This window comes from Nocardioides sp. HB32 (assembly GCF_054058995.1).
The window spans coordinates 4,406,746-4,428,117 of the sequence record NZ_JBSSBS010000001.1 but is presented as its reverse complement, the minus strand read 5'-3'; the positions used below and the strand labels follow the sequence as shown (position 1 = coordinate 4,428,117).

Annotated in this window: 22 protein-coding genes; 17 read left to right on the top strand and 5 right to left on the bottom strand. The window is 71.1% G+C overall.

Going from position 1 to position 21,372, the window contains the following annotated elements:
- Positions 1-59: 59 nt before the first annotated feature.
- From ACVW2K_RS22215 to ACVW2K_RS22140, 16 genes are all read left to right on the top strand, one after another.
- On the top strand, positions 60-512 hold the full coding sequence (locus tag ACVW2K_RS22215; RefSeq protein WP_457204013.1) for a VOC family protein: 453 nt from the start codon (positions 60-62) through the stop codon (positions 510-512).
- Between the two features lie 24 nt (positions 513-536).
- Positions 537-1,346 carry an IclR family transcriptional regulator gene (locus ACVW2K_RS22210; RefSeq protein WP_457204012.1) on the top strand — a complete coding sequence of 270 codons (810 nt, stop codon included), beginning with the start codon at positions 537-539 and terminating at the stop codon, positions 1,344-1,346.
- Positions 1,347-1,444: 98 nt separating this feature from the next.
- Positions 1,445-2,107 (top strand): NADPH-dependent F420 reductase, encoded by a 663-nt coding sequence (gene npdG / locus ACVW2K_RS22205; protein ID WP_028637399.1) that lies wholly within the window; start codon positions 1,445-1,447, stop codon positions 2,105-2,107.
- Positions 2,104-2,421: an NIPSNAP family protein gene (locus ACVW2K_RS22200; RefSeq protein WP_028637400.1), complete on the top strand. Its 318-nt coding sequence runs from the start codon at positions 2,104-2,106 to the stop codon at positions 2,419-2,421. The genes npdG and ACVW2K_RS22200 overlap by 4 nt, the downstream gene beginning before the upstream one ends.
- Positions 2,422-2,508: 87 nt before the next feature.
- A complete protein-coding gene (locus tag ACVW2K_RS22195) occupies positions 2,509-3,558 on the top strand; it encodes an LLM class flavin-dependent oxidoreductase (protein ID WP_457204011.1) in 1,050 nt (349 codons plus the stop codon).
- A gap of 5 nt (positions 3,559-3,563) precedes the next feature.
- Positions 3,564-4,241 (top strand): enoyl-CoA hydratase/isomerase family protein, encoded by a 678-nt coding sequence (locus ACVW2K_RS22190; protein ID WP_457204010.1) that lies wholly within the window; start codon positions 3,564-3,566, stop codon positions 4,239-4,241.
- A complete protein-coding gene (locus tag ACVW2K_RS22185; protein ID WP_457204009.1) occupies positions 4,234-5,397 on the top strand; it encodes an acyl-CoA dehydrogenase family protein in 1,164 nt (387 codons plus the stop codon). Before ACVW2K_RS22190 ends, ACVW2K_RS22185 begins: the two co-directional genes overlap by 8 nt.
- The gene (locus ACVW2K_RS22180) at positions 5,394-7,976 is read left to right on the top strand and encodes a bifunctional FO biosynthesis protein CofGH (protein ID WP_457204008.1); all 2,583 of its coding nucleotides are present in this window, start codon (positions 5,394-5,396) and stop codon (positions 7,974-7,976) included. Before ACVW2K_RS22185 ends, ACVW2K_RS22180 begins: the two co-directional genes overlap by 4 nt.
- On the top strand, positions 7,973-8,662 hold the full coding sequence (gene cofC, locus ACVW2K_RS22175; protein ID WP_457204007.1) for a 2-phospho-L-lactate guanylyltransferase: 690 nt from the start codon (positions 7,973-7,975) through the stop codon (positions 8,660-8,662). The genes ACVW2K_RS22180 and cofC overlap by 4 nt, the downstream gene beginning before the upstream one ends.
- Positions 8,580-9,320: a 3-oxoacyl-ACP reductase FabG gene (fabG, locus tag ACVW2K_RS22170; RefSeq protein ID WP_028637405.1), complete on the top strand. Its 741-nt coding sequence runs from the start codon at positions 8,580-8,582 to the stop codon at positions 9,318-9,320. The genes cofC and fabG overlap by 83 nt, the downstream gene beginning before the upstream one ends.
- Positions 9,321-9,435: 115 nt before the next feature.
- A complete protein-coding gene (locus ACVW2K_RS22165) occupies positions 9,436-10,275 on the top strand; it encodes a hypothetical protein (protein ID WP_457204006.1) in 840 nt (279 codons plus the stop codon).
- Positions 10,272-10,709 (top strand): OsmC family protein, encoded by a 438-nt coding sequence (locus ACVW2K_RS22160; RefSeq protein ID WP_028637407.1) that lies wholly within the window; start codon positions 10,272-10,274, stop codon positions 10,707-10,709. The genes ACVW2K_RS22165 and ACVW2K_RS22160 overlap by 4 nt, the downstream gene beginning before the upstream one ends.
- Positions 10,710-10,799: 90 nt before the next feature.
- On the top strand, positions 10,800-14,255 hold the full coding sequence (locus ACVW2K_RS22155) for a multifunctional oxoglutarate decarboxylase/oxoglutarate dehydrogenase thiamine pyrophosphate-binding subunit/dihydrolipoyllysine-residue succinyltransferase subunit (RefSeq protein WP_457204005.1): 3,456 nt from the start codon (positions 10,800-10,802) through the stop codon (positions 14,253-14,255).
- 167 nt (positions 14,256-14,422) lie between these two features.
- Complete coding sequence (locus ACVW2K_RS22150) at positions 14,423-15,013, top strand: GTP cyclohydrolase II (protein ID WP_028637408.1); 591 nt, start codon at positions 14,423-14,425, stop codon at positions 15,011-15,013.
- Between the two features lie 203 nt (positions 15,014-15,216).
- Positions 15,217-15,411, top strand: a complete 195-nt coding sequence (locus ACVW2K_RS22145; RefSeq protein ID WP_028637409.1) for a hypothetical protein — start codon at positions 15,217-15,219, stop codon at positions 15,409-15,411.
- Positions 15,412-15,583: 172 nt separating this feature from the next.
- Positions 15,584-16,636, top strand: coding sequence for an ABC transporter permease (locus tag ACVW2K_RS22140; RefSeq protein ID WP_457204004.1), 1,053 nt, complete (start codon positions 15,584-15,586; stop codon positions 16,634-16,636).
- Here ACVW2K_RS22140 and ACVW2K_RS22135 read toward each other — a convergent pair.
- From ACVW2K_RS22135 to ACVW2K_RS22120, 4 genes are read right to left on the bottom strand one after another with little or no spacing between them, the layout of a single operon-like run.
- A complete protein-coding gene (locus ACVW2K_RS22135; RefSeq protein WP_457204003.1) occupies positions 16,600-17,187 on the bottom strand; it encodes a TetR/AcrR family transcriptional regulator in 588 nt (195 codons plus the stop codon). The genes ACVW2K_RS22140 and ACVW2K_RS22135 overlap by 37 nt on opposite strands.
- A 26-nt stretch (positions 17,188-17,213) precedes the next feature.
- On the bottom strand, positions 17,214-17,795 hold the full coding sequence (locus ACVW2K_RS22130) for a DUF1684 domain-containing protein (protein ID WP_457204002.1): 582 nt from the start codon (positions 17,793-17,795) through the stop codon (positions 17,214-17,216).
- A gap of 50 nt (positions 17,796-17,845) precedes the next feature.
- On the bottom strand, positions 17,846-18,091 hold the full coding sequence (locus ACVW2K_RS22125) for a DUF3263 domain-containing protein (RefSeq protein WP_051549198.1): 246 nt from the start codon (positions 18,089-18,091) through the stop codon (positions 17,846-17,848).
- 10 nt (positions 18,092-18,101) lie between these two features.
- A complete protein-coding gene (locus ACVW2K_RS22120; RefSeq protein ID WP_036570175.1) occupies positions 18,102-18,509 on the bottom strand; it encodes a pyridoxamine 5'-phosphate oxidase family protein in 408 nt (135 codons plus the stop codon).
- A gap of 40 nt (positions 18,510-18,549) precedes the next feature.
- Between ACVW2K_RS22120 and ACVW2K_RS22115 the strand changes: the two genes are divergently transcribed.
- Positions 18,550-19,491, top strand: a complete 942-nt coding sequence (locus tag ACVW2K_RS22115) for an SDR family NAD(P)-dependent oxidoreductase (protein WP_457204001.1) — start codon at positions 18,550-18,552, stop codon at positions 19,489-19,491.
- A gap of 209 nt (positions 19,492-19,700) precedes the next feature.
- On the opposite strand, the gene ACVW2K_RS22110 is transcribed toward ACVW2K_RS22115, so the two are convergent.
- On the bottom strand, positions 19,701-21,365 hold the full coding sequence (locus ACVW2K_RS22110; protein WP_457204000.1) for a dolichyl-phosphate-mannose--protein mannosyltransferase: 1,665 nt from the start codon (positions 21,363-21,365) through the stop codon (positions 19,701-19,703).
- Positions 21,366-21,372: the final 7 nt, after the last annotated feature.

The following is a 21,372-nucleotide window of genomic DNA, read 5'->3' as shown; positions in this document are numbered from 1 at the left end:
CTTCACCACACGACATCACAGAGAGAAAGGAAGTGATCACCGTGCGCAGGTTCTGGCACGTGGGCATCAATGTCACCGACATGGATGCCACGATCGAGTTCTACGAGAAGATCGGCTTCGAGGTCGTCCAGGACAAGGAGGTCGACGACGCCAACCTGGCTCGAGCCTTCATGTTCGACGGCGCGAGCAAGCTGCGCTTCGCACACATGCGCCTGCCGAACGACTCGGCCGACGAGGCGCTGCTCGACCTGATCCAGTGGCACGACGAGCGGGCGGCAGGCCGTTCGCAGACCGACCTGATCCACCCGGGTCTGTGCCGGTTCTCGATCCTGACCGATGACATCCAGGGTGAGTACGACCGGCTGAGTGCCACGGGAGTGAAGTTCCTGTCCGAGCCCCAGGCCGTGATGGACGCCGACGGGACGACGGGATGGAAGCTTCTCTTCGCCGAGGACCCGGACGGGACGCTGTTCCACTTCGTGGAACTGGTCGGTGCCGATACCGTCGACTGACCAGATCAAGAGGAGGCACGACGAGTGAGCACGGATGAGAGCCGGTCACCGGAGCAGAGCGACACGGAGTCTGCGGAGGCGCCCACGGGACTCGTACCCGCGGTGACCCGAGCGACCCGGGTTCTGGACGCACTCGTGCGCAGCCGCAACGGGGCCAGCCTCACCGAGCTGGCAGAGCGATGCTCCCTGGCGAAGAGCACCGCTTCCAACCTGCTCAGGACGATGGTCGCCGAGGACCTGGTGAGCTACGACCAGCAGACGCGGCGTTACAACCTCGGCTCGGTGCTGATCGAGTACGGCGTCGCGGCGATCACCCGGACGACGGCCGTGACCGAGGCGCGGCCCTACATGGAACGCCTCGCCGAGCAGAGTGGGCTGGCGTGCCTCGCGATCCAGCCGATGCCTGATGGTCACTTCACGGCGATCGCCAAGATCGAGAGCCGCAAGGCCATCAAGATCACGATCGAGGTGGGTGAGCGGTTCGACCGCACCGCCCCGCTGCTCGCCAGGCTCTCGGCGGCCTGGGGGACAGCGCCGGCGCCGCGCGGCGTCGACAAGGCCGTCCTCGCCGAGATCCGGAGCCAGGGTTTCGGCGTGGCATGGGGGGAGTACCGACCCGAGCTGAACGTGATCGGCTTCCCGGTGTTCGACCGGGACGAGCAGCCCTGCCTGTACATCGCCCTCCTCGCGATGGGGTCCGACCTCACGGACGCCAGCGTCCAGGAGATGTCCGAGTACATCGTGGAGGCTGCTCGCTCCATCACCGTCAGCAGCGGCGGGAACCTCCCTACTGACTATCCGACCGCCGGCACCCGGAGCGACTTGGTCGGCTGAACCTGGCTCGCGGCCCTCGAGGCGTCACCCACCGTGATGGACGTCCTCGGGTCCTGTTGCCCTGCCCTCACACGCATCCAAGGAACTGGAGAATCGACATGACTTTTCACAAGATCGCCATCATCGGTGGGACCGGCCCGCAGGGCCGGGGGCTCGCGCTCTGGCTCGCCCGCGCCGGACACACGGTCGTCGTCGGGTCCCGCTCGGCCGAGCGAGCCGCTGAGGCGGCCGCGGAGATCGAGGCGCGGAGCGGCGCGCAGGTCACCGGCACCGACAACGAGGGCGCGGCGAGCTCGGCAGAGGTGGTGTTCATCGTGGTCCCGTGGGACGGCCACGAGGCGCTGGTCAGGGCGCTGGCGCCAGTGCTCGACGGGAAGGTCGTCGTCAGCTGCGTCAACCCCCTCGGATTCGATGCCCGGGGTGCCTACGGGCTGGTCGTCGCGGAGGGCAGCGCTGCCGAGCAGACGCAGGGCCTCGTGCCCGGAGCTCGCGTGGTCGGCGCCTTCCACCACCTGTCCGCGGTCTCGCTCTGGGAGAGCGAGGAGCCGCTCGACCACGAGGACGTCCTCGTGTGCGGCGACGACGCCGAGGCGAAGTCCCTCGTGCTCGAGCTCGCTGCTGCGGTGACCGGGCGGGCAGGGATCGACGCCGGGGCCCTGCGCCTCGCCGGCCAGCTCGAGCCGTTGACGGCCGTGCTCATCGGGGTCAACCGCCGGTACAAGACGCGTTCCGGCGTCGCGATCGTGGGGATCGACCGTTGATCGACGAGCTGCGTGAGTACGTCGCGTGCCCGGGGCGCGCGGACCGGCTGCACCGGAGGTTCGCCGAGCTCACCTTCGAGCTGTGGGAGGAGATGGGCCTCGACGTCCGTGGCTTCTGGAACGTCGTCGACGACCCCGGCCGCATCGTCTACCTCGTCAGGTTCCCGAGCGTGGAGGCCGCCCGAACCCACTGGACGCACTTCAGCACGGATCCTCGCTGGCTCGCGATCAAGGCCGCCACCGAGCAGGACGGGCCGTTGATCGAGTCGATCAACGTCACCTACCTGAGCGCGCCGGACTACGCCGCTTCCTGAGCGTCCGGCTCTTGACCATGGCATCGCCCTGTCCATAATCTGTTCACAATGATGATCGAAGTTCAGTAAAATGAAATGAGTGCTCTCATGATCACAGGCATCCAGCTGCACGCGTGGGCCGGCGCGCCCGAGATGGTCGCCGTCGCGGAGATGGCCGCCCAAGAGTTCGAGACCGTCTGGGTGACCGACCAGCTGCAGTCCCGCAGCGTCGCCGCCGTGCTCGGTGCGGTCGCAGCGCGGACGGGGGTCGGCGTCGGCACGGCAGTGACGTTCCCCTTCGGCCGCAACCCGATCGAGCAGGCGTCGACCATGGCCACCCTCGCCGAGTTCATGCCGGCCGGCCGCCGGGTCAGCATGGGCATCGGGACCGGGGGTGGCCTGGTCAGCGCCCTGATGCCGCGCGAGAGGCCCGTCGACGCGGTCGCCGAGCTCATCACCCTCTGCCGTGCGCTGTGGCGCGGGGAACAGGTGCGCCTCGGCGACTACCCGCTGACCTGCGCCCGGCTGCGGATGCGTGAGGAGGGCAAGGTCGACTTTCCCTGGGTCGACGACGCCGATGTCCGTGTCATCGTGGCCGGTGCCGGACCGAAGGTCCTCGAGATGGCCGGCGAGCTCGCCGACGGCGTCATCTGCGCCAGCAACTTCCCGGCACACAGCCTCGCGGCCTTCCGTTGCGGTCAGTTCGACTCGATCAGCAACCTCGACAGCCTGGAGCTGGGTCGCGCCAGGAGCGAGCGGCCGGACTTCGCCCGGATCTACGGGGTCAACATCTCGGTCTCGCTCGACCGGGACGCCGCCTGTGCCGCGGCTCGGCGCCAGGCGACCTTGATCGTGAGCCAACAGCCGCACGAGAACCTGGAGACGGTCGGCTTCGAGCAGGCGGACTATGCCGCGACGCGCGAGGCGGTCCACAACGGCGAGAGCGTCGCCCGCGCCGCGGAGCTCCTGCCCCAGCACATCGCGGACCACCTGGTCGTCTCGGGCACTCCGGACGACTGCGTGTCCGCGCTCGGCGAGCTGCTCGACTTCGCGAAGGCCGCCGGCTTCACCGAGGCCTATGTCGGCGCGCCCGTCGGTCCTGATCCGCGCGAGGCCGTCGAGCTCCTCACCACCCACGTCCTCCGGGGGTTGATGTGAGCGTGGTGACCACCGGCTCGCAGGAGCTGTGCCGTCTCGAGCTCGATGCGCCGACGGCGACCATCTCGCTCAACCGACCCGAGGCGCGCAACGCGCTCGACCTCGGCCTGCTCGAGGCGCTCATCGGGCGCCTCGAGGAGTGCATCGCGGCCGGGATCTCCGTCCTCGTGCTCCGCGCCGAAGGGTCGGCCTTCTGCGCCGGTGCCGACATCCGGTCCGACGACGGCTCCGCGAGTGGCAGGCCCGGCAGGCGTCGCCAGCTGATCGAGGACGCCATCACCCTGGTGAGCTCGTTCCCGGTCGCCATCGCCGTCGTCCAGGGCCCCGCCGTGGGTGGCGGTTGGGGCCTGGCGTTCGCCGCGGACGTCGTGCTGGCGGACGAAGGGGCACTGTTCAAGTTCCCCGAGCTCGCCCTCGGCTTCCTCCCACCGGAGCCGATCGTGCGCCGGTTCGTCGAGGCCGCCGGGGCGGTCCGCTCGCTGCGTCTGCTCGGTTCGGGGGAGTCCTTCCGAGCCGACGACGTCGCGCTCCAGGGGCTCGTCGAGCCGGTGCCGCGCGACCTGCTCGACAGCCGGGCGCACGAGCTCGCCGCCCTGTTCTCCCGCGCGGCTCCTGACCTCCTCGGCGTCCTGAAGCAGCAGATCAACTCTTCCTCAGCACGAGAAAGGAAAAACGATGAGTGACACCGCCACGCTCGAGACCGACGACCAGGTCGAGCTGCGCCGTACCGCCCGAGCCCTGTTCGCCAAGCAAGCGCCGGAGCGGGACGTGCGGATCTGGGACGAGGAGGGTTCCTACCCCGGATCGCTCTACGAGGAGATCGCCCGGCTCGGCTGGTACGACATCGTCGCTGACGGCCCGATCGACGGGACGGCCGGCCTCCTGACCTCGTTGTGCGAGGAGATCGGTCGGTCGAGCTCTGACCTCGTGGCACTCTTCAACCTGAACCTGAGCGGCATCCGCGACCTCCAGCGCTGGGGCACCCCCGAGCAGCAGGCCAGGTACGCGGCGCCCGTGCTGCGCGGTGAGGGCCGGTTCTCCATCGCGGTGAGCGAGCCCGACGTCGGGTCCGACGCGGCCAGCGTGGTCACGCGTGCCGAGCCCGTCCGGACGGGCGAGGCGGGATGGATCCTGACTGGTCAGAAGACCTACTGCGAGGGCGCCGGCCTCCCGGGCGCCGTGATGGAGGTGCTCGCGAAGGTCGGCGACGGGGGGCGGAAGCGTGATCACCTGGCCGTGTTCCTGGTGCCCGTCGACTCGCCCGGCGTCGAGGTCCGGCGGATGCCGGCGCTGGGCCGCAACATCAGCGGGATCTACGAGGTCTTCCTGGAGAACGTCGCCCTGCCCGCCGACGCGCTGCTGGGCGAGGTCGGCCAGGGCTGGCAGATCCTCAAGGAACGTCTCGTGCTGGAGCGGATCATGATCAGCTCGGGCTTCGTCGGCAGCTCGAGCGCGGTCATCGACATGACCGTGGCGTACGCGAACGAGCGGGAGCAGTTCGGCAAGACGATCTCGTCCTACCAGGGGGTCTCCCTCCCTCTTGCGGAGATGCACGTGCGGCTCGACGCGGCGCGCTGCGCGGTGCGCAGGTCGGCGGACCTCTTCGACCGGGGCCTGCCGTGCGAGGTGGAGAGCACGATGGCCAAGTACCTCTGCGGTCAGCTCTACGCCGAGTCGTCGGCGCTGGCCGTGCAGATCCAGGGTGCCTACGGCTACGTGCGGGACCATGCGCTCCCGATGCACCACTCGGACGGGATCATCGCGCGCGTCGTGGCCGGTCCGCCGTCACTGCAGCTCGACTACGTGGCGCGGTCCATGGGCCTGCGTGTCGGCTCGTGAGCGCCCCGGGGTTGCGGCGCGCGCTCGCCCGGGTCACGGCGGGGAAGGCGATCGACCGCGCGGAGGCCGAGGTGTTGCTCTCGGCTCGCGACCAGGACCTGGACGTCCTGTGCGCCGCGGCAGCGGGCATCCGCGACGCCGGCCTCGCGGCCGCCGGCCGTCCCGGCCTGGTCACCTACAGCCGCAAGGTCTTCATCCCGCTGACCCGGCTCTGCCGCGACCGTTGTCACTACTGCACGTTCGCAACCACTCCGGGTCGCGTGGAGGCGCCCTACCTCTCGCCTGACGAGGTGCTCGAGATCGCCCGGCGGGGCGCCGAGCTCGGGTGCAAGGAAGCGCTGTTCACCCTCGGTGACCGCCCCGAGGATCGCTGGGGCGCTGCGCGGACCTGGCTGGACGAGCGCGGGTACGAGGACACCCTCGGCTACGTGCGGGCCATGGCGATCCTGGTCCTCGAGGAGACCGGCCTGCTTCCCCACCTGAACCCGGGTGTCATGACGTGGGCCGAGCTGCAGCGGATGAAGCCGGTCTCGGGCTCGATGGGCCTGATGCTCGAGTCGACCGCCACCAGCCTGTGGGCCGAGCCCGGCGGTTGCCACTACGGCTCGCCCGACAAGGAGCCGGCGGTTCGGCTGCGCTCGATCGAGGACGCCTCACGCAGCAACATCCCGTTCACGACCGGGATCCTGGTGGGTATCGGCGAGACGCTCGCCGATCGGGTGGAGTCGCTGTTCGAGCTGTGGCGGATCGCGCGCCAGTACGGCGCGATCCAGGAGGTGATCGTCCAGAACTTCCGTGCGAAGGACGACACGGCGATGCGCCTGGCTCCCGACGCGGAGGTCGAGGACTACCTCGCCACCGTCGCACTGGCGCGCGTCATCCTCGGGCCACGGATGCGCATCCAGGTTCCGCCGAACCTGAGCGACCCGGCCGAGTGCACCCGGCTGGTCGCTGCGGGGATCGACGACTGGGGTGGGGTCTCCCCTCTCACCCCGGACCACGTGAACCCGGAGCGGCCGTGGCCCCAGATCGAGGCGCTTGCCGAGCTCACCTCCCGGGCCGGCTTCACTCTCGGCGAGCGGCTGGCGATCCAACCCGAGTACGTGCTCGACCCCGAGCCCTGGGTGGACAACCGGGTGCTGCCGTTCGTACGCGCGCTGGCGGACCCGGTCACCGGGCTCGCTGCCGACATCCTTGCCGAGGGCCGACCGTGGCAGGTTCCCTCCGCCGAGGTGTTGTCGAGCGGGCGGACCGACCTCCATCTGGGCATCGACGACGAGGGTCGTCGCACGATCGCCCGTGGCGACTTCGCCGCTGCCTTCGGTTCGTGGGACGTGCTCGCCGAGGAGATCGACGAGCGCCACCTGGACGCTCGCCACAGCAGGCCGCCGGCGCGGATCGACGCCGACGTCCTCGAAGCGCTCCGCGCCGCCGAGCGCTCGCCCGGCGACCTCAGCGAGAAGCACGCCCTGACGCTCGTCCATGCCGACGACCACGACCTGGACGCCTTGTGCTCGCTGGCGGACGCGGTGCGCCGCGACACCGTCGGCGAGGCCGTCACCTACATCGTCAACCGGAACCTCAACTTCAGCAACGTCTGCTACGTGGGCTGCCGCTTCTGTGCCTTCGCGCAACGCGCCACCGACGCCGACGCCTATCGCCTCTCCCTCGAGGAGGTAAGGGCTCGCGTCGCCCAGGCCTGGGAGGTCGGGGCGACCGAGATCTGCATGCAGGGCGGCATCGACCCTGGGCTGCCGAGCGACTTCCACCTCGACCTGGCGCGCGAGGTCAAGCGCACCAGTCCTGACATCCACCTGCACGCGTTCTCACCGATGGAGGTGATCAGCGGCGCATCGAGGATGGGCATCTCGGTGGAGGAGTGGCTCGCGGAGGCCAAGGCCGCCGGACTGGACTCCATCCCGGGCACCGCTGCGGAGATCCTCGACGACGAGATCCGGTGGATCCTGACGAAGGGCAAGCTGCCTGCGTCCGAGTGGGTGCGGGTGGTGAGCACGGCGCACCGCCTCGGCATCCCGTCGACCGCGACGATGATGTACGGGCACGTCGACGAGCCGCGCCACTGGGTCGGGCACCTGCGCCTGCTGGCCCGTCTCCAGGACGAGACGGGTGGCTTCAGCGAGTTCGTCCCGCTCCCCTTCGTCCACCAGAGCTCGCCGATCTACCTGGCCGGCGTGGCACGCCCCGGACCCTCCCGGCGCGACAACCGGGCAGTGCACGCGATGGCTCGTCTGCTGCTCCACGGCCGGATCGACAACATCCAGTGCTCGTGGGTCAAGCTCGCGCCGGACGAGTGCGTGGAGCTCTTGGCGGCAGGTGTGAACGACCTGGGCGGGACCCTGATGGAGGAGACGATCAGCCGGATGGCCGGCTCGTCGAACGGCTCGATGAAGACGATCGCCGAGATCCGCGAGATGGCGACGCTGGCCGGGCGCCCGGCACGGCAGCGTGACACGACGTACGGGCCTGTCAGTACAGAGCGTGCCGCGGCAGCCGAGTCGTTCGACGTCAGCGCTCCGCGGGTTCTCCCGGTCAGCGTCGGCTTCGTCGGTTCGCCATGAGTGACTCCACGGTGCTGCTCGTGCCGCAGAAGAACCTCGACCAGGCGAAGAGCAGGTTGACCCTGCCGCGCGCTCGCCGGCGGCAGCTGGCGGTCGCGATGCTGCGAGCCGTGCTGACCAGCGCGACCGCGGCAGGGTTCGCAGCGGTGGTGGTGGTCCTCGACGAGCCGGACGACGAGCGGGAGGTCGCCGACCTCGACGTGACCGCGTTCCACCCGGGGTGCCACGGGCTGAACGCCTCGCTCGCCGCCGCCGACGAGGCCGCACGCACGTGGTACGGCCCGGTGCGCCTGGCGGTGGTGCCGGCGGACCTGCCGCTCGTGACCCCCGGGCTGCTCGACCTCTCGCTGCGGGCGGCGGAGCCGCACGCCCGGGCGTTCATCGCGGACCGGTCGTCGACGGGGACGACGCTCCTGTTCGCCGGAGCCGGCGTCGCGCTGCGGCCCGCCTACGGTCCGGGCTCCGCGGCCGCACATGCCGCCCAGGGCGCCCATCGAATCGACGACGCTGACCTCGACCTCCTCCGGCGCGACGTCGACGACCTGACGGACCTCGCGGCGGCGAACATCCATTTCCGACACACCGAACGATGGGGAGAGCAGCGTGAAGCTCTTGGACGGCAGGACAGCACTCGTCACCGGCGGGGCGCAGGGTCTCGGTCTGGCGACCGTGGAGGCATTCGTTGAGGCGGGTGCGCAGGTGGTCATCGCGGACCTCGACCTGGAGCACGCGCGTGCGGCAGCGGACGCCCTGCGGGACCGGGGAGCGGCGGAGGCGGTCCGCTGCGACGTGCAGGACGGCGACGAGGTGGGCGCTGCCGTTGCGACCGCTGTCGCGGTCTTCGGCTCCCTCGACGTCATGGTCAACAACGCGGGGATCGCGCGGGACGCAACCATGCGGCGGATGACCGAGAGCCAGTTCGACCAGGTGATCTCGGTGCACCTGAAGGGCTGCTGGAACGGCCTGCGGCACGCCGCCGCCGTGATGCGCGAGCAGCGATCGGGCTCGATCATCAACCTGTCGTCGATCTCCGGGAAGGTCGGCTTCGTCGGCCAGACCAACTACTCGGCCGCCAAGGCCGGGATCGTCGGCATGACCAAGGCCGCCGCCAAGGAGCTGGCACACCTGGGCGTCCGTGTGAACGCCGTCCAGCCCGGCCTGATCCGGACGGCGATGACCGAGGCGATGCCGCAGCACATCTGGGACACGAAGCTGGCCGAGATCCCGCTCCAGCGTGCGGGCGAGCCGTCCGAGGTGGCCTCCGTGAACCTGTTCCTCGCGTCCGACATGTCGTCGTACCTCACCGGGACCGTCACCGAGGTCACCGGCGGACGGTACATGTGAGATCGGGCCGACGTGGCGCCCCGGGGCCGCGGCCGCTGCCGCATGCCGGAACATTTCGCGGGACGCCTGTGTTCGAAATAATGATGCAAGTTCAGGATAGAGAACGAAGGACGTCATGATCCTCCTCGGTTACCGTGACCGGAACGTGCACGAGCTCATCGGTCACGCGGTGGCCGTCCGGGCGGGGAGCTACCGGCGCGTCGGCGTCGAGGTCCGGGCGGTGTCCGGCGCCGAGCACCCCGACGCAGCGCTCTCCGCAGGCCTGGGTGGGTCGCTGGTGGAGACGCTCAACGGGCAGCGGAGCTGGCGGGCTGCGCTCGTGCACACCCTGCACCCCCTGTTCTGGGGGTGGGGGCGCCCCGGCACCTCGTGGTCCGATGCCGGACGGGTCGCCGGTCACCCCCACGGATCGATCGTCTGGGCGTTCACGGAGAAGGTGCTCGGCGACCGCGGCGTCGCCACCGAGGCTCTCGACGTGCAGCGCTTCCCGGTCGGGACCGAGGGGGACCGCCAGCGCCTCGAGGCGCTGAGGGCCGGCGCCGCCGACGTCGCCGTCGTGGGCACGGCGTTCGCGCCCAGCGCCCTGGAGCGGCTGGGGCTCGTCCAGCTCGTGTTCTTCGGGGACGAGATCAGGTTCCCGACCGCCGGGGTCGCCGTCGACACGGAGCTCGTCCCCCCGGACGACCCGGGGGTGCGAGCGGTGGTGGAGGCGCAGCGAGAGGCCCTCGGCCTGATCCGGTCCCAGGCGCCGGTGGCGGTCGACGCCGCCCTCGAGCTCCTGCCGGGCGCGACGCGCGAGGACGCAGAGGGTCTGCTCAGCCACTACCTGGCCCCGCAGTACGGCCCGGCCCGCACGGACGTCGACGCCGTCGGCGGCGACGCGATCGCCTGGCTCTCGCAGGTCCTGACCGCGGCGCCGGGTCCGGCGCAGACCTTCTACGAGGAGATCCGATGACGTCGGCACGACGTGAGCAGCTGGTGGTCGAGGCGACGCACGCAACCAAGGGCCTCGCCGTCACCGCGCGCAGCCACGGGTTCACGATCGACGAAGCCGAGAAGTACGGCGGGCACGACGCCGGTGCGAATCCGGTCGAGCACATGCTCGCCGGTCTCGCAGCCGCCTCGCTGGTGGTCCTCCGGATCCTGGGCCAGCCCGACATCGCCGCTGCTGCGCGGCTCACGATCTCGGCGACCCTGAACGTCGATCGGGTGATGGGGGTCGACGACGGGGCCGCGTTCGACCTGATCACCCTCGACTGGGAGGTCGAGGACGAAGACCACGCCGCACGGCTGCGCCGGGTCCTTCCGGACCTGGCAGCGCGCCGGCCAGGACAGGCGCTCGTCGACGGCGCGGCGGTCGTCGTCGAGGAGATCACAGCTCGTTCATGAGCCCGGTCGCGAGGGAGCGACTGTCGGCTGCACGGAAGCAAGCAAGGAGACGAGTCGGGAGCTGATCCCGAGTCGAAGGTGGAGATGGCAATGACAGCAGAGACCCTGGACCCCCAGGCGAGGACGATCCCGGCACCGGTCAACGGCGTGCCGAGGCCAGCAGTGCCGGCGGAGCCTGTCGCCGGGGACGCGCGTGACGAGGCGACCGTCGAGCCTCTGCGGGGGGTGGCCCGGACGATCGCGGCGAACATGGACCTGAGCCTGGGCGTCCCGACAGCGACGAGCGTGCGGACGGTGTCCGCGAAGGTCCTGGTCGAGAACAGGGCCGCGATCAACGAGCACCTCGGCCGTACGGTCGGCGGCAAGCTCACGTTCACGCACCTGATCGGCTGGGCCCTGGTCAGGTCCCTGCGGACCTTCCCAGGGATGAACGCCCACTACGAGGAGCAGGGTGGGCGGCCGGTGCTCGTCACGCCGGCGCACGTGAACCTCGGTGTCGCGGTCGACGTCGTCCGGGCGGACGGAACACGGACCCTGGTCGTGCCCAGTGTGAAGCGCGCTGACGAGATGGGCTTCCGCGAGTTCGTCGACGCGTACGACGACCTCGTGCGGCGCGCCGGCCGGAACGCGCTCGTGCCGGCGGACCACGCCGGCGCCACGCTGTCGCTCACCAACCCCGGAGGGGTCGGCACCCAGCAGTCGATCCCCCGGCTGATGGCCGGACAGGGCCTGATCATCGGCGCGGGATCGCTCGAGCTCCCCGCCGGATACAGCGGAGCGTCCGGGCACGCCCTGGCTGACCTCGGCGTCGGGCCGGTCATCACCCTGACGAGCACCTACGACCACCGCGTGATCCAGGGGGCGGCGTCGGGTGAGCTGCTCCGCGCGGTCGACCGGCTGTTGAACGGTGCCGACGACTTCTACGAGGAGATCTACGCGGTCCTCAAGATCCCGTACGCCCCGGTCGAGGCGGCCACGGACGTCTACGTCCGCGAGGACTCCGAGGTCGGCCGGCAGGCGCGCGTCCAGGCGCTCATCGAGGCGTACCGGATGCGGGGACACCTGATCGCCGACGTCGATCCCGTCGCCTACCAGCAACGCTCCAACCTGGACCTCGCGCTCTCGAGCCACGGGCTGACCCTCTGGGACCTCGATCGGGAGCACGTCGCGGGTGACCTCGGCGGCTCGGGTCCCCGCCGACTACCGCTGCGCGACATCCTGAGCATCCTGCGCGACGCCTACTGCCGGACCCTCGGGGTCGAGTACATGCACATCGCCGACCCGGTCCAGCGGCGCTGGTTCCAGGAGCGGCTCGAGAAGCCGTACCGGCGCCCGAGCCACGAGCAGCAGGTCCGCATCCTGGCGAAGCTCAACCAGGCCGAGGCGTTCGAGACGTTCCTGCAGACCAAGTACGTCGGTCAGACGCGGTTCAGCCTGGAGGGCTCGGAGGCGCTGCTCCCGCTGCTCGACGAGCTGATGAGCGAGGCTGCTGTCGAGGGGTTCGACGGCGCGGAGCTCGCCATGGCCCACCGGGGCCGCCTGAACGTCCTGACGAACATCGCGGGCAAGCGGTTCTCGGAGCTCTTCCGGGAGTTCGACGGGACCCAGGAGCTCGACGGGTCCGGTGACGTGAAGTACCACCTCGGCACGTCCGGCGTGTACCGGGGCCTCCAGGGGCAGGAGCTGCCGGTCCACATGACCGCGAACCCGTCGCACCTCGAAGCCGTCGACGCCGTCCTGATGGGCACCACCCGGGCGCAGCAGGACCGGAGGGGGAGCCGGAGCTCGACGCTTCCGGTGATCATCCACGGTGACGCCGCGATGGCCGGGCAGGGTGTCGTCAGCGAGACCGTTCAGATGTCCAAGCTGGCCGCCTACGACATCGGCGGCAGCATCCGGATCACGGTGAACAACCAGATCGGTTTCACCACCCTGCCGAGCGACGCGCGGAGCTCGACGTACGCCACGGACGTCGTGAAGGCGGTGCAGGCGCCGGTCCTCCACGTCAACGGTGACGACCCCGAGGCAGTCGTGCGCGCCGCGCAGCTCGCCTTCGACTACCGCCAGACCTTCCACCGCGACGTGGTCATCGACCTCATCGGGTACCGCCGTCGCGGCCACAACGAGGCCGACGACCCGTCGATGACACAACCGGGGATGTACGACCTCATCGGTGGCAAGGCCAGCGTGCGGAGCGTGTACCTCGACGCACTCCTTCGCCGTGGCGACGTGAGCCAGGCAGAGTTCGACGCCGCCCACCGCGACTTCGAGACCGTCCTCGAGCAGGCGTTCGCGCAGGCGCGTGAGGACGAGCGGCGGCCCGCGCCGCCCGAGGAGCAACGCTCGGGGGCTCCGGCGCCGGACTCGACCCGACCGACCGTGCACGACCTGGGCCGGCTGGCCGAGGTGATCACGACACCGCAGGCCGGCTTCGTCCCGCATCCGCGGGTGGCGAAGCTGCTGGCGAAGCGACGGGAGTCCGTCCTCACCGGCGAGCTCGACTGGGCGACCGGTGAGCTGCTCGCCCTGGGCAGCCTGGCGCACGAGGGCACTCCGGTCCGTCTGGTCGGCCAGGACTCCGGTCGCGGAACGTTCGCGCAGCGGCACGCCCTGGTCTACGACCGCTTGACCGGCGCGCGCTGGTCGGCACTGGAGGCCGCCGCCGCGGACGGAGTTCGCGCAGGCGTCCACGACTCGTTCCTGAGCGAGTACGCCGCGATGGCCTTCGAGTACGGCTACTCGGTGGAGAGCCCCGAGTCCCTGGTGCTGTGGGAGGCGCAGTTCGGTGACTTCGCGAACGGTGCCCAGATCGTCGTCGACGAGTTCCTGTCGTCCGCCGAGCAGAAGTGGGGGCAGCGCAGCTCACTGGTGCTGCTGCTGCCGCATGGGCTCGAGGGCAAGGGCCCCGACCACTCGTCGGGCCGGATCGAGCGGTTCCTGCAGCTCTGTGCCGAGAACAACATGATCGTCGCTCAGCCGACCACGCCCGCGTCGTACTTCCACCTGCTCCGCGAACAGGCGGCCCGCTCGCCGCGGAAGCCCCTGGTCGTCTTCACGCCCAAGTCGATGCTCCGTGCCCGTGGCGCGACCAGCACCGTCGACGAGCTGGCCGGCGGGACCTTCGCCCCGGTCCTGGACGACGCGCGGATCAAGGACCCCGCAGCGGTGCGGCGCGTCCTCGTCGTGTCCGGAAAGATCTACTACGAGGTGCAGAGCCGCCTCGAGAAGCTCGCGCCGGAGGTGGCTCAGGCCGTCGCGGTGGTGCGGCTGGAACAGCTGTACCCCGCACCGGTGGACCAGCTGCGCGCAGTCCTGGACCGGTATCCGGCGGCCGAGTGCGTGTGGCTCCAGGAGGAACCCCGGAACCAGGGGGCCTGGACCTTCATGGCGACCGAGGTGTTTCCCGCGGTCGGTCGGACGAGCCGGGTCGTCTCACGGCCGCGCGCTGCTGCGCCGGCCACGGGCTCGCCGGCGCGTCATGCTGCCGAGGACGCTGCGTTGATCGCAGAGGCGCTCTCCATCGGCCCCGCCCCGCGGGAGCTGTGATGGAACCCGAGTCGGTCGTCTCGATGTCGGAGGAGGCGCTCAAGTCCTGCCCGGTGGGCGTCCGGCACTTCGAGGTCGCAGGCTTCGACCCTCCTGTCGACCGGGCGCCCCCTGAGGCCGGTAGGGCGAGGTCGAGGTACGCGGCGCCGGGGCCGCCGGCGCCGACGGTGAGGACCTCTGTCGAGCTCAACCTCCGTCTTCCGAGCCGGGCCGTGGTTCCGGCGCGCGTGATCACTTTCCGGGATCTCGCCGATGGTGGCGAGCACGTCGCGGTCGCCCTGGGGGAGCAGGTCGCGGCTCGCCGCGCGGGTCGTCCTCCGCTGGTCCGCATGCACTCCGAGTGCCTGACAGGAGACGTCTTGTGCTCGGCCAGGTGCGACTGCGGTCCTCAGCTGCGAGAGGCGCTGGAGGCACTTCATCGCGAAGGTGGGTACCTGCTCTACCTTCGCCAAGAGGGCCGCGGCATCGGTCTCTACTCGAAGATCGACGCCTATGCCCTCCAAGATGACGGGCTCGACACCTTCGCTGCCAACAGGGCGCTCGGATTCGCCGATGACGAGCGCGACTACGAGGTCGCGGCGCAGATGCTGCAGGCGCTCGGTGTGGGCGCCGTCGAGTTGCTGACCAACAACCGGACGAAGACCCGAGCGCTCGAGTCGTTCGGGATCTCCGTGGTGCGCCAACGCCCGACCGGGGTGTTCGAGACGCCGGAGAACTCCCGATACCTGGCGGCGAAGGCCGAGGCCGGGCGCGGCTGACGCGCAGCCGCACCACGAGGGCGCTCGAACTCGCTCACTCGCGCCCGTCGCGGTCCCGACGGGGCTACGAAGGCGCCCTCCGGGCCGCCACCTCGTCGGAGCGCCTCGCGCCCTGGTGTCGTCCCGGACGACCTCTGGTGCGTTCGGCGTCGGTTGGCCGCACACTGGTGGGAACCCCTGCCCCCTTCCTACGGAGCGAGACGATGCCCACCTACCGGATGATGTACGGCGAGACCGAGGCCGACGCGGTGACCGAGACCTATGACGGTGTCGACGTCGAACGTGAAGACGGCTGGGTGGTCTTCTTCCGTGGTCGCGAGGCCATCCTGCGCGTGCAGGAGGCTCACGTCTGGTCCCTCGAGCAGGTGTCCGACGACGACTCCTCGGCTGCCGACTAGGCGTCCGGCGGGCCGGCTGGACGCGGCCGGAGCGCTCACGACCCCGGTGTCGTGACCGCGACCTGGATCACCCGGTCCACTGCCGCGGGTCCGGCACCATCGCGCTCGACTTGCGTCCGGGCGCCGCGCCGTGTTCACTAAACAGAACATCTATTCTGTTTTGGAGGACGTCGTGCGCGCCAGACTCATGGCCCACCCGCCGTGGCGGCAGCTCTTGATCGTGTCCGTGGTCCTGCCGATGGTGGTGGTCCTGGCGGTCTGCGCCTTCGCGTGGCCCACGTCCCAGGTCCGCCCACGGGAGCTGCCGGTGGGTGTCGTCGGGTCCGATGCCGCCACGGAGCAGGTGTTGACCGCCCTCGACCAGTCCGCGCCCGGTGCGTACGACCTGCGGATCTACGCGGACGAGGACGCTGCCGAGCAGGCGATCGAGGCGCGCGAGGTCTACGGGGCGCTGGCCGTCTCGCGGTCCGGGGTCAGCGTCCTGACGTCCACTGCGGCCAGCCCGACGGTCGCCCGCCTCCTGACCGACCTCGCCGGGACGATGGCCGCGAGGACCGCGCAGGGGGACATCGACCCGCCGGTCCGTATGACGGACGTCGTCGCCGCCGATCCGGACGACCCGAACGGCGCGGTGCTGAGCTCGGCGCTCCTGCCGCTGTCCATCTGCAGCCTCATCATCGCGGCGGTCGTCGCGCTGCTCCTGGAGTTCGGTCCGGCCTGGCGGATGACACTGGCACTGGTCTGCGTCTCGGCGTTGGCCGGTCTCGGCGTCTACGCGGTGGGCCAGTGGTGGCTCGGCGTGCTCCCGGGCGAAGCCGTCGCGACCTGGGCGGCGCTGGCCCTGCTCGTGCTCGCGATGAGCTCGACCACCGCCGGCCTGATCTCGCTCGTCGGGTCACCGGGTCTCGGGATCGGCGCCGCCATCATGGTCTTCATCGGCAACCCCTTCTCGGGCACGACCTCGGCCCCCGAGCTCCTGCCCGACATCGCCGACCACGTGGGGCAGTGGCTGCCACCCGGCGCCGGTGCGAACCTGGTGCGCTCGACGACGTACTTCGGCGGCAGCGGCGCCGAGCCGCACGTCCTGGCGCTCCTGGTGTGGGTCGCCTTCGGGCTGGGCGCGATCGCCAGCGGACACCGCAGCTTCACGGGGTTCGCGGCGCGCCGTCAGCGCGCGCGGGCGGCCGGTCACGGAGCGGTGATCGCGACCAGGCCGTCGACGTAACGTTCCCGGTCGACCCCGCGATCGACGACTTGCTGGACGACCAGCCCGTCCAGGAGGCCGACAAGGACGAGTCCGACCGCTGCCGGGTCCGCTGCGGCGGAGACCGTCCCGTCCGCCTGACAACGCGCGACGGCCGTCGCCACCGCAGCCCGCAGCTTCGTGAACCGATCGGCCGCCATCGAGCCGACCTCCCGGTCCCGGGCCGCCTCCGCCCAGATCTGGACGGCGATCGTGGGTGAGATGTCCCCGTACGTCGAGGTCGCCGAGTCGATGAGCTCCTCCACGACGTCGCGCAGCGCGACCGGGGCGTCGCGCTCGGCGAGGCGGAGCAGCCGCTCGCCGGTGGGTTCGAGCGCTTCCCCGGCCAGGGCACGGATCAGGTCCTGCTTCGACGCGAAGTAGCCGTACACCGCGCCCGCCGAGAGGCCCGCCGCCGCGATGACGTCGGCCATCGTGGTCCGGTGGAACCCCTCCTTGGCGACGCACCGCGCGGCCGCCGCGAGGATCTGCGCCCGACGGTCGGCGCGGTACTGCTCGGAGACCTTGGGCACTCTCGCAGCATAGGACGGCGGGCAGGTCAGAGGCGCTCGCCGGCCTCGACGCGGGCCGCGACGGTGTTGCCCGCGGGCGCGAGCGGGCAGCGCCAGCGGTCGTCGTAGCGACACGACGGGTGGTAGGCGAAGTTGAGGTCGAGCACGAGCGAGCTCGCGTCACCGCCCAGCCAGGCGCCCTTCGCGGTGTCGAGCAGGTACCGACCGCCGCCGTAGCTGCCGGCGCCCGCCGTGCCGTCCCGCAGCGGCACGAAGATCCCGCCGGCGTACTGGTGCAGCCACCAGACGTCCAGGCTCGCCGCGACCGGCGCGGGGAGCTCGACCCGGCCGATCCGCTGCAGGGTGAGGGTCCCGTCGGCGCCGGTGTCGACCTCGCGCTCCTCCGGCTCCGCCTCGAGCAGGGGTACGACGAAGCGCAGGGCCGGGTCGTAGGGCCAGTAGCCCACGACCTCGGACGTCGGGCTGTCCGGATGCGTCGCGAAGAGCGCGGCGCGGCCCTCGCGCCAGAGCCGGTGGCCCTCCTCGGGATCGGCGGCGGCGCGGACGGCGGCGTACAGGTCGGCGACCCGCATCCGCCAGTCGACCAGGGTCAGCTCGGAGGTCGTCATCCCGCCAGCGTGCCAGCAACCGGCGCAGCGGTCCTCTGCCCCGTCGGCCGTCAGCCCGCCGAGCGCCTCCTGCTGAGCCGCGCGTCGCGGCGCCGGCGGAGGCGGCGGACCAGCCGCGGCGCGTGCGCCTCGGCGGCGGGGTTGTCGATGAGCCGGTTGAGGAGCTGGTGGTAGCCGGTCGGCGTGAGGTCGAACCGCTCGCGGACCACGGTGTCCTTGGCCCCGGCGTGAGCCGCCCAGTCCTGCTCGAAGGCGAGGATCTCGCGGTCGAGGTCGGTCAGGTCGTCTGCAGGCACGGGGAAATCCTCACACGAGGCCCCGGGACGCCAGGAACCGGTCCACCTCGATCCGGACGCCGACGCGCAGCGGGTTCGGGCTCGGCTCGCGGTAGCGGCCGGCGTACTGCACCTCGGCGCGCCGCACCGAGGCCTCGTCCGTGCGCACGGCCGCCCGCCCCTCGAGCGTCGACCAGTGGCGACCCTCGACCTGGCAGATCGCCACCACCGCGGAGTGCTCGAGGTTGCGCGCCTTCTGCGATGACGCGTTGGTGATCACCCACGCGCACCGCTCCTCGAGGTCCAGCACCGCCCCGACGGGTACGACGTGCGGCAGTCCGTCCGCCCGCAGCGTCGTGAGCGTGCACAGGCGGCGCTCGGTCCAGAAGTCCAGCAGGGCCTGGGGGAAGTCGTCCCAGCCGGGTCGCCATGAGGTCACGTGGCCGATGCTGTCACGACCGGCTGGCTAGGTTCGAGGCATGGCCCTCGCGTCCCTCGTGGACACCCTGCTCGACCGCACCGTGGTGCCCGGCTACACCCGCATCGGTCCCGCCGTACGGCGCCGGCTGAGCACCTGGCCGGCCGATCCGCCCGCGGACGCGCTCGCGGGTGCGCGGGTGCTGGTCACGGGGGCGAGCAGCGGGCTCGGGGTCGCGACGGTCGAGGGACTGGCCGCCCTCGGGGCCGAGGTCGTCCTCGTCGTCCGCGACACCGACAAGGCCGCGCGGGTGGTCCGCCAGCTCCACGGCCGCAACCCGCTCGCCCGGCTCGAGGTGCGGCGCTGCGACGTCGGCGACCTGGAGGACGTACGCCGGTTCGCCGGCGAGCTCGAGGGCGACGTCGACGTGCTCGTGCACAACGCCGGGGTGATGCCGGCCGAGCGCACCGAGTCGCCGCAGGGGCACGAGCTGTCCATGGCGGTGCACGTCCTCGGCCCGGTGCTGATGACCGACCTGCTCGGCGAGCGGCTGGCCGGCGGCCGCGTCGTGCTGGTGACGTCGGGCGGGATGTACACGCAGCGGCTGCGCGACGACGACCCGGAGTACCTCGACGGCGACTACTCGGCGACCACGGCGTACGCCCGCAGCAAGCGCGCCCAGGTCGAGCTGCTCCCGCTGCTCCAGCGCCGCTGGCCCGCGACCGACGTGCACGCCACGCACCCCGGCTGGGCGGACACCCCCGGCGTCGCCGACTCGCTGCCGACCTTCCGCCGACTCACGGCCCCGCTGCTGCGCGACGCGGCGGAGGGCGCGGACACGACGATCTGGCTCGCCGCGACGCAGCCCCCGCCGCCCGGTGGGCAGCTGTGGCACGACCGACGGCCGCGTCCCACCCAGCTGCTGCCGAGGACGCGCACCGGCGTGGTCGAGGCGGAGCGGATGTGGGCGTGGGTGGCGGCGCAGACCGGGCTGAGCGGCTAGCGCCACAGCTTGAGTCTCGATACGCCGGTCGCGGCCTCGTTCCTCGGCCGCGCGGCTACTCGACCTGGCACCGGGATCCCTGCCTTCGCAAGCTCAGACAGGGCGGTGCTCAGATCTCGATACGCCGGTCGCGGCCTCGTTCCTCGGTCGCGCGGCTACTCGACCTGGCACTGGGATCCCTGCCTTCGCAAGCTCAGGCAGGGCGGTGCTCAGATCCACCTCGAGAACCAGATCCGGTCCAGCCACTCCGAGTGCGTGAGCAGCTGGTTGGTCCAGATCGGCCAGAACCACGCGAAGTTGACCAGCGCGAGCACGAAGAACGCGCCGGAGACGATCACGCCGAACGTCCGTCGCCCCGACGGCACTCGCGCGGTGCCGATCAGCTTGCCCATCGCCAGGGTGAGCGCGAGCACGACGAAGGGCAGCGTGACGACGGCGTAGAACAGGAAGATCGGCCGGTCGTCGTACTGCAGCCAGGGCAGCCAGGTCGACGCGACACCGACCACCGCGACGCCGAACCGCCAGTCCCGCGCCCCGATCCACATCACCAGCGCGAACAGCAGCGCCAGGCAGCCGGCCCACCAGATCGTCGGGTTGCCGAGCAGCAGCACCTGGCGCAGGCAGTCGCTGCCCTCCGGGGCGTGGCAGCCCTGCGTGCCGGGCTTGATGCCGGTGTCGGCCGCGACGCCTACCGGCCGGTTCTGGAGCAACCAGCCGGACGGCTTCGACTGGTAGGTGTGCGTGCTGCCGTTCAGGAAGTGCGTGTGGAACGCGTAGACGTCGTGGTGGTAGTACCAGAGCGACCGCAGCGACTGGGTGACCTCGCCGAGGCCGGACGCGTCCGGTTCGGTGCGGGTCGGCCAGTCCTGGCCGCCGTGGTAATGCGTGTACTGGGTCGCGGAGAGGTGCTCCTCGTACTGGTGCGCGTGCATCAGCCAGCCGGTCCACGTCGCGACGTACACGACCAACCCGACCAGCACGAGGTGGACGAACGCCGGGATGCCGTCGGCGACCGCCGACCTCACGACCGGCCACCGGACGCCGAAGGACCGGCGCGCGCCGGCGGACCAGACCCAGCACAGCAGCCCGAACGCCGCGAGCGGGTAGATCGCCTCCCACTTGGTCCCGAGCGCCAGGCCCCACGCGAGGCCGCCGACCAGCAGCCAGGGCCGGAACAGCACCTGGGGGCCCCAGCCGTGGCGGACCGGCTCGTCCAGCCGGGACGCGAGCCGGAGCCGGAACCAGTCGCGGTCGGCGACGATGCAGTGCACGCCGCACAGCACGAAGAAGGCCACGAAGATGTCGAGGAGCGCGAGCCGCGAGAGCACGAACTGCAGTCCGTCGAAGCTGAGCAGCAGCCCGGCGATGACGCCTAGCGCGGTCGAGCCGGTGATCCGCCGGGCGAACCGGCACATCACCAGCACCATCAGCGATCCGACGACGGCCGCGGAGACCCGCCAGCCGAACGGGTCCATCCCGAACGCCTTGATGCCCAGCGCGATCAGCCACTTCCCGACCTCGGGGTGCACGATCATCTCCGGGCTGTCCTTGTAGACGCCGGTGAGCGTGGTCCCGTTGAGGATCAGGTCGTTGGCCTTGTCGGTGGCGTCCCGCTCGAAGCCGAAGTTCAGCAGCGACCAGGCGTCCTTGGCGTAGTACGTCTCGTCGAACTCGAAGACGTGCGGCTGGCCGAGGTGCCACAGCCGCAGGAACAGCGCCAGCAGCGCCACCGCGATGCAGGCCGTCCAGCCGACGAACGGGTCCTCGAGCCGGACCCGGGCCCGCGCCCGCTCCCACGCGGAGGGCACCGGCCGGCCGAGCGCGGTGCGGGAGAGACCGGCGCGCGGAGGCTCGGGCGGCGCGGCGGTCGTCACGGTGGAA

Excerpts from the sequence above, each read along its gene's own strand:
- npdG (WP_028637399.1), top strand. The coding sequence starts at position 1,445 with ATGACTTTTCACAAGATCGCCATCATCGGTGGGACCGGCCCGCAGGGC.
- ACVW2K_RS22195 (WP_457204011.1), top strand. The coding sequence starts at position 2,509 with ATGATCACAGGCATCCAGCTGCACGCGTGGGCCGGCGCGCCCGAGATG.
- ACVW2K_RS22185 (WP_457204009.1), top strand. The coding sequence starts at position 4,234 with ATGAGTGACACCGCCACGCTCGAGACCGACGACCAGGTCGAGCTGCGC.
- cofC (WP_457204007.1), top strand. The coding sequence starts at position 7,973 with ATGAGTGACTCCACGGTGCTGCTCGTGCCGCAGAAGAACCTCGACCAG.
- ACVW2K_RS22165 (WP_457204006.1), top strand. The coding sequence starts at position 9,436 with ATGATCCTCCTCGGTTACCGTGACCGGAACGTGCACGAGCTCATCGGT.
- ACVW2K_RS22160 (WP_028637407.1), top strand. The coding sequence starts at position 10,272 with ATGACGTCGGCACGACGTGAGCAGCTGGTGGTCGAGGCGACGCACGCA.
- ACVW2K_RS22155 (WP_457204005.1), top strand. The coding sequence starts at position 10,800 with ATGACAGCAGAGACCCTGGACCCCCAGGCGAGGACGATCCCGGCACCG.
- ACVW2K_RS22145 (WP_028637409.1), top strand. The coding sequence starts at position 15,217 with ATGCCCACCTACCGGATGATGTACGGCGAGACCGAGGCCGACGCGGTG.
- ACVW2K_RS22130 (WP_457204002.1), bottom strand. The coding sequence starts at position 17,795 with ATGACGACCTCCGAGCTGACCCTGGTCGACTGGCGGATGCGGGTCGCC.
- ACVW2K_RS22115 (WP_457204001.1), top strand. The coding sequence starts at position 18,550 with ATGGCCCTCGCGTCCCTCGTGGACACCCTGCTCGACCGCACCGTGGTG.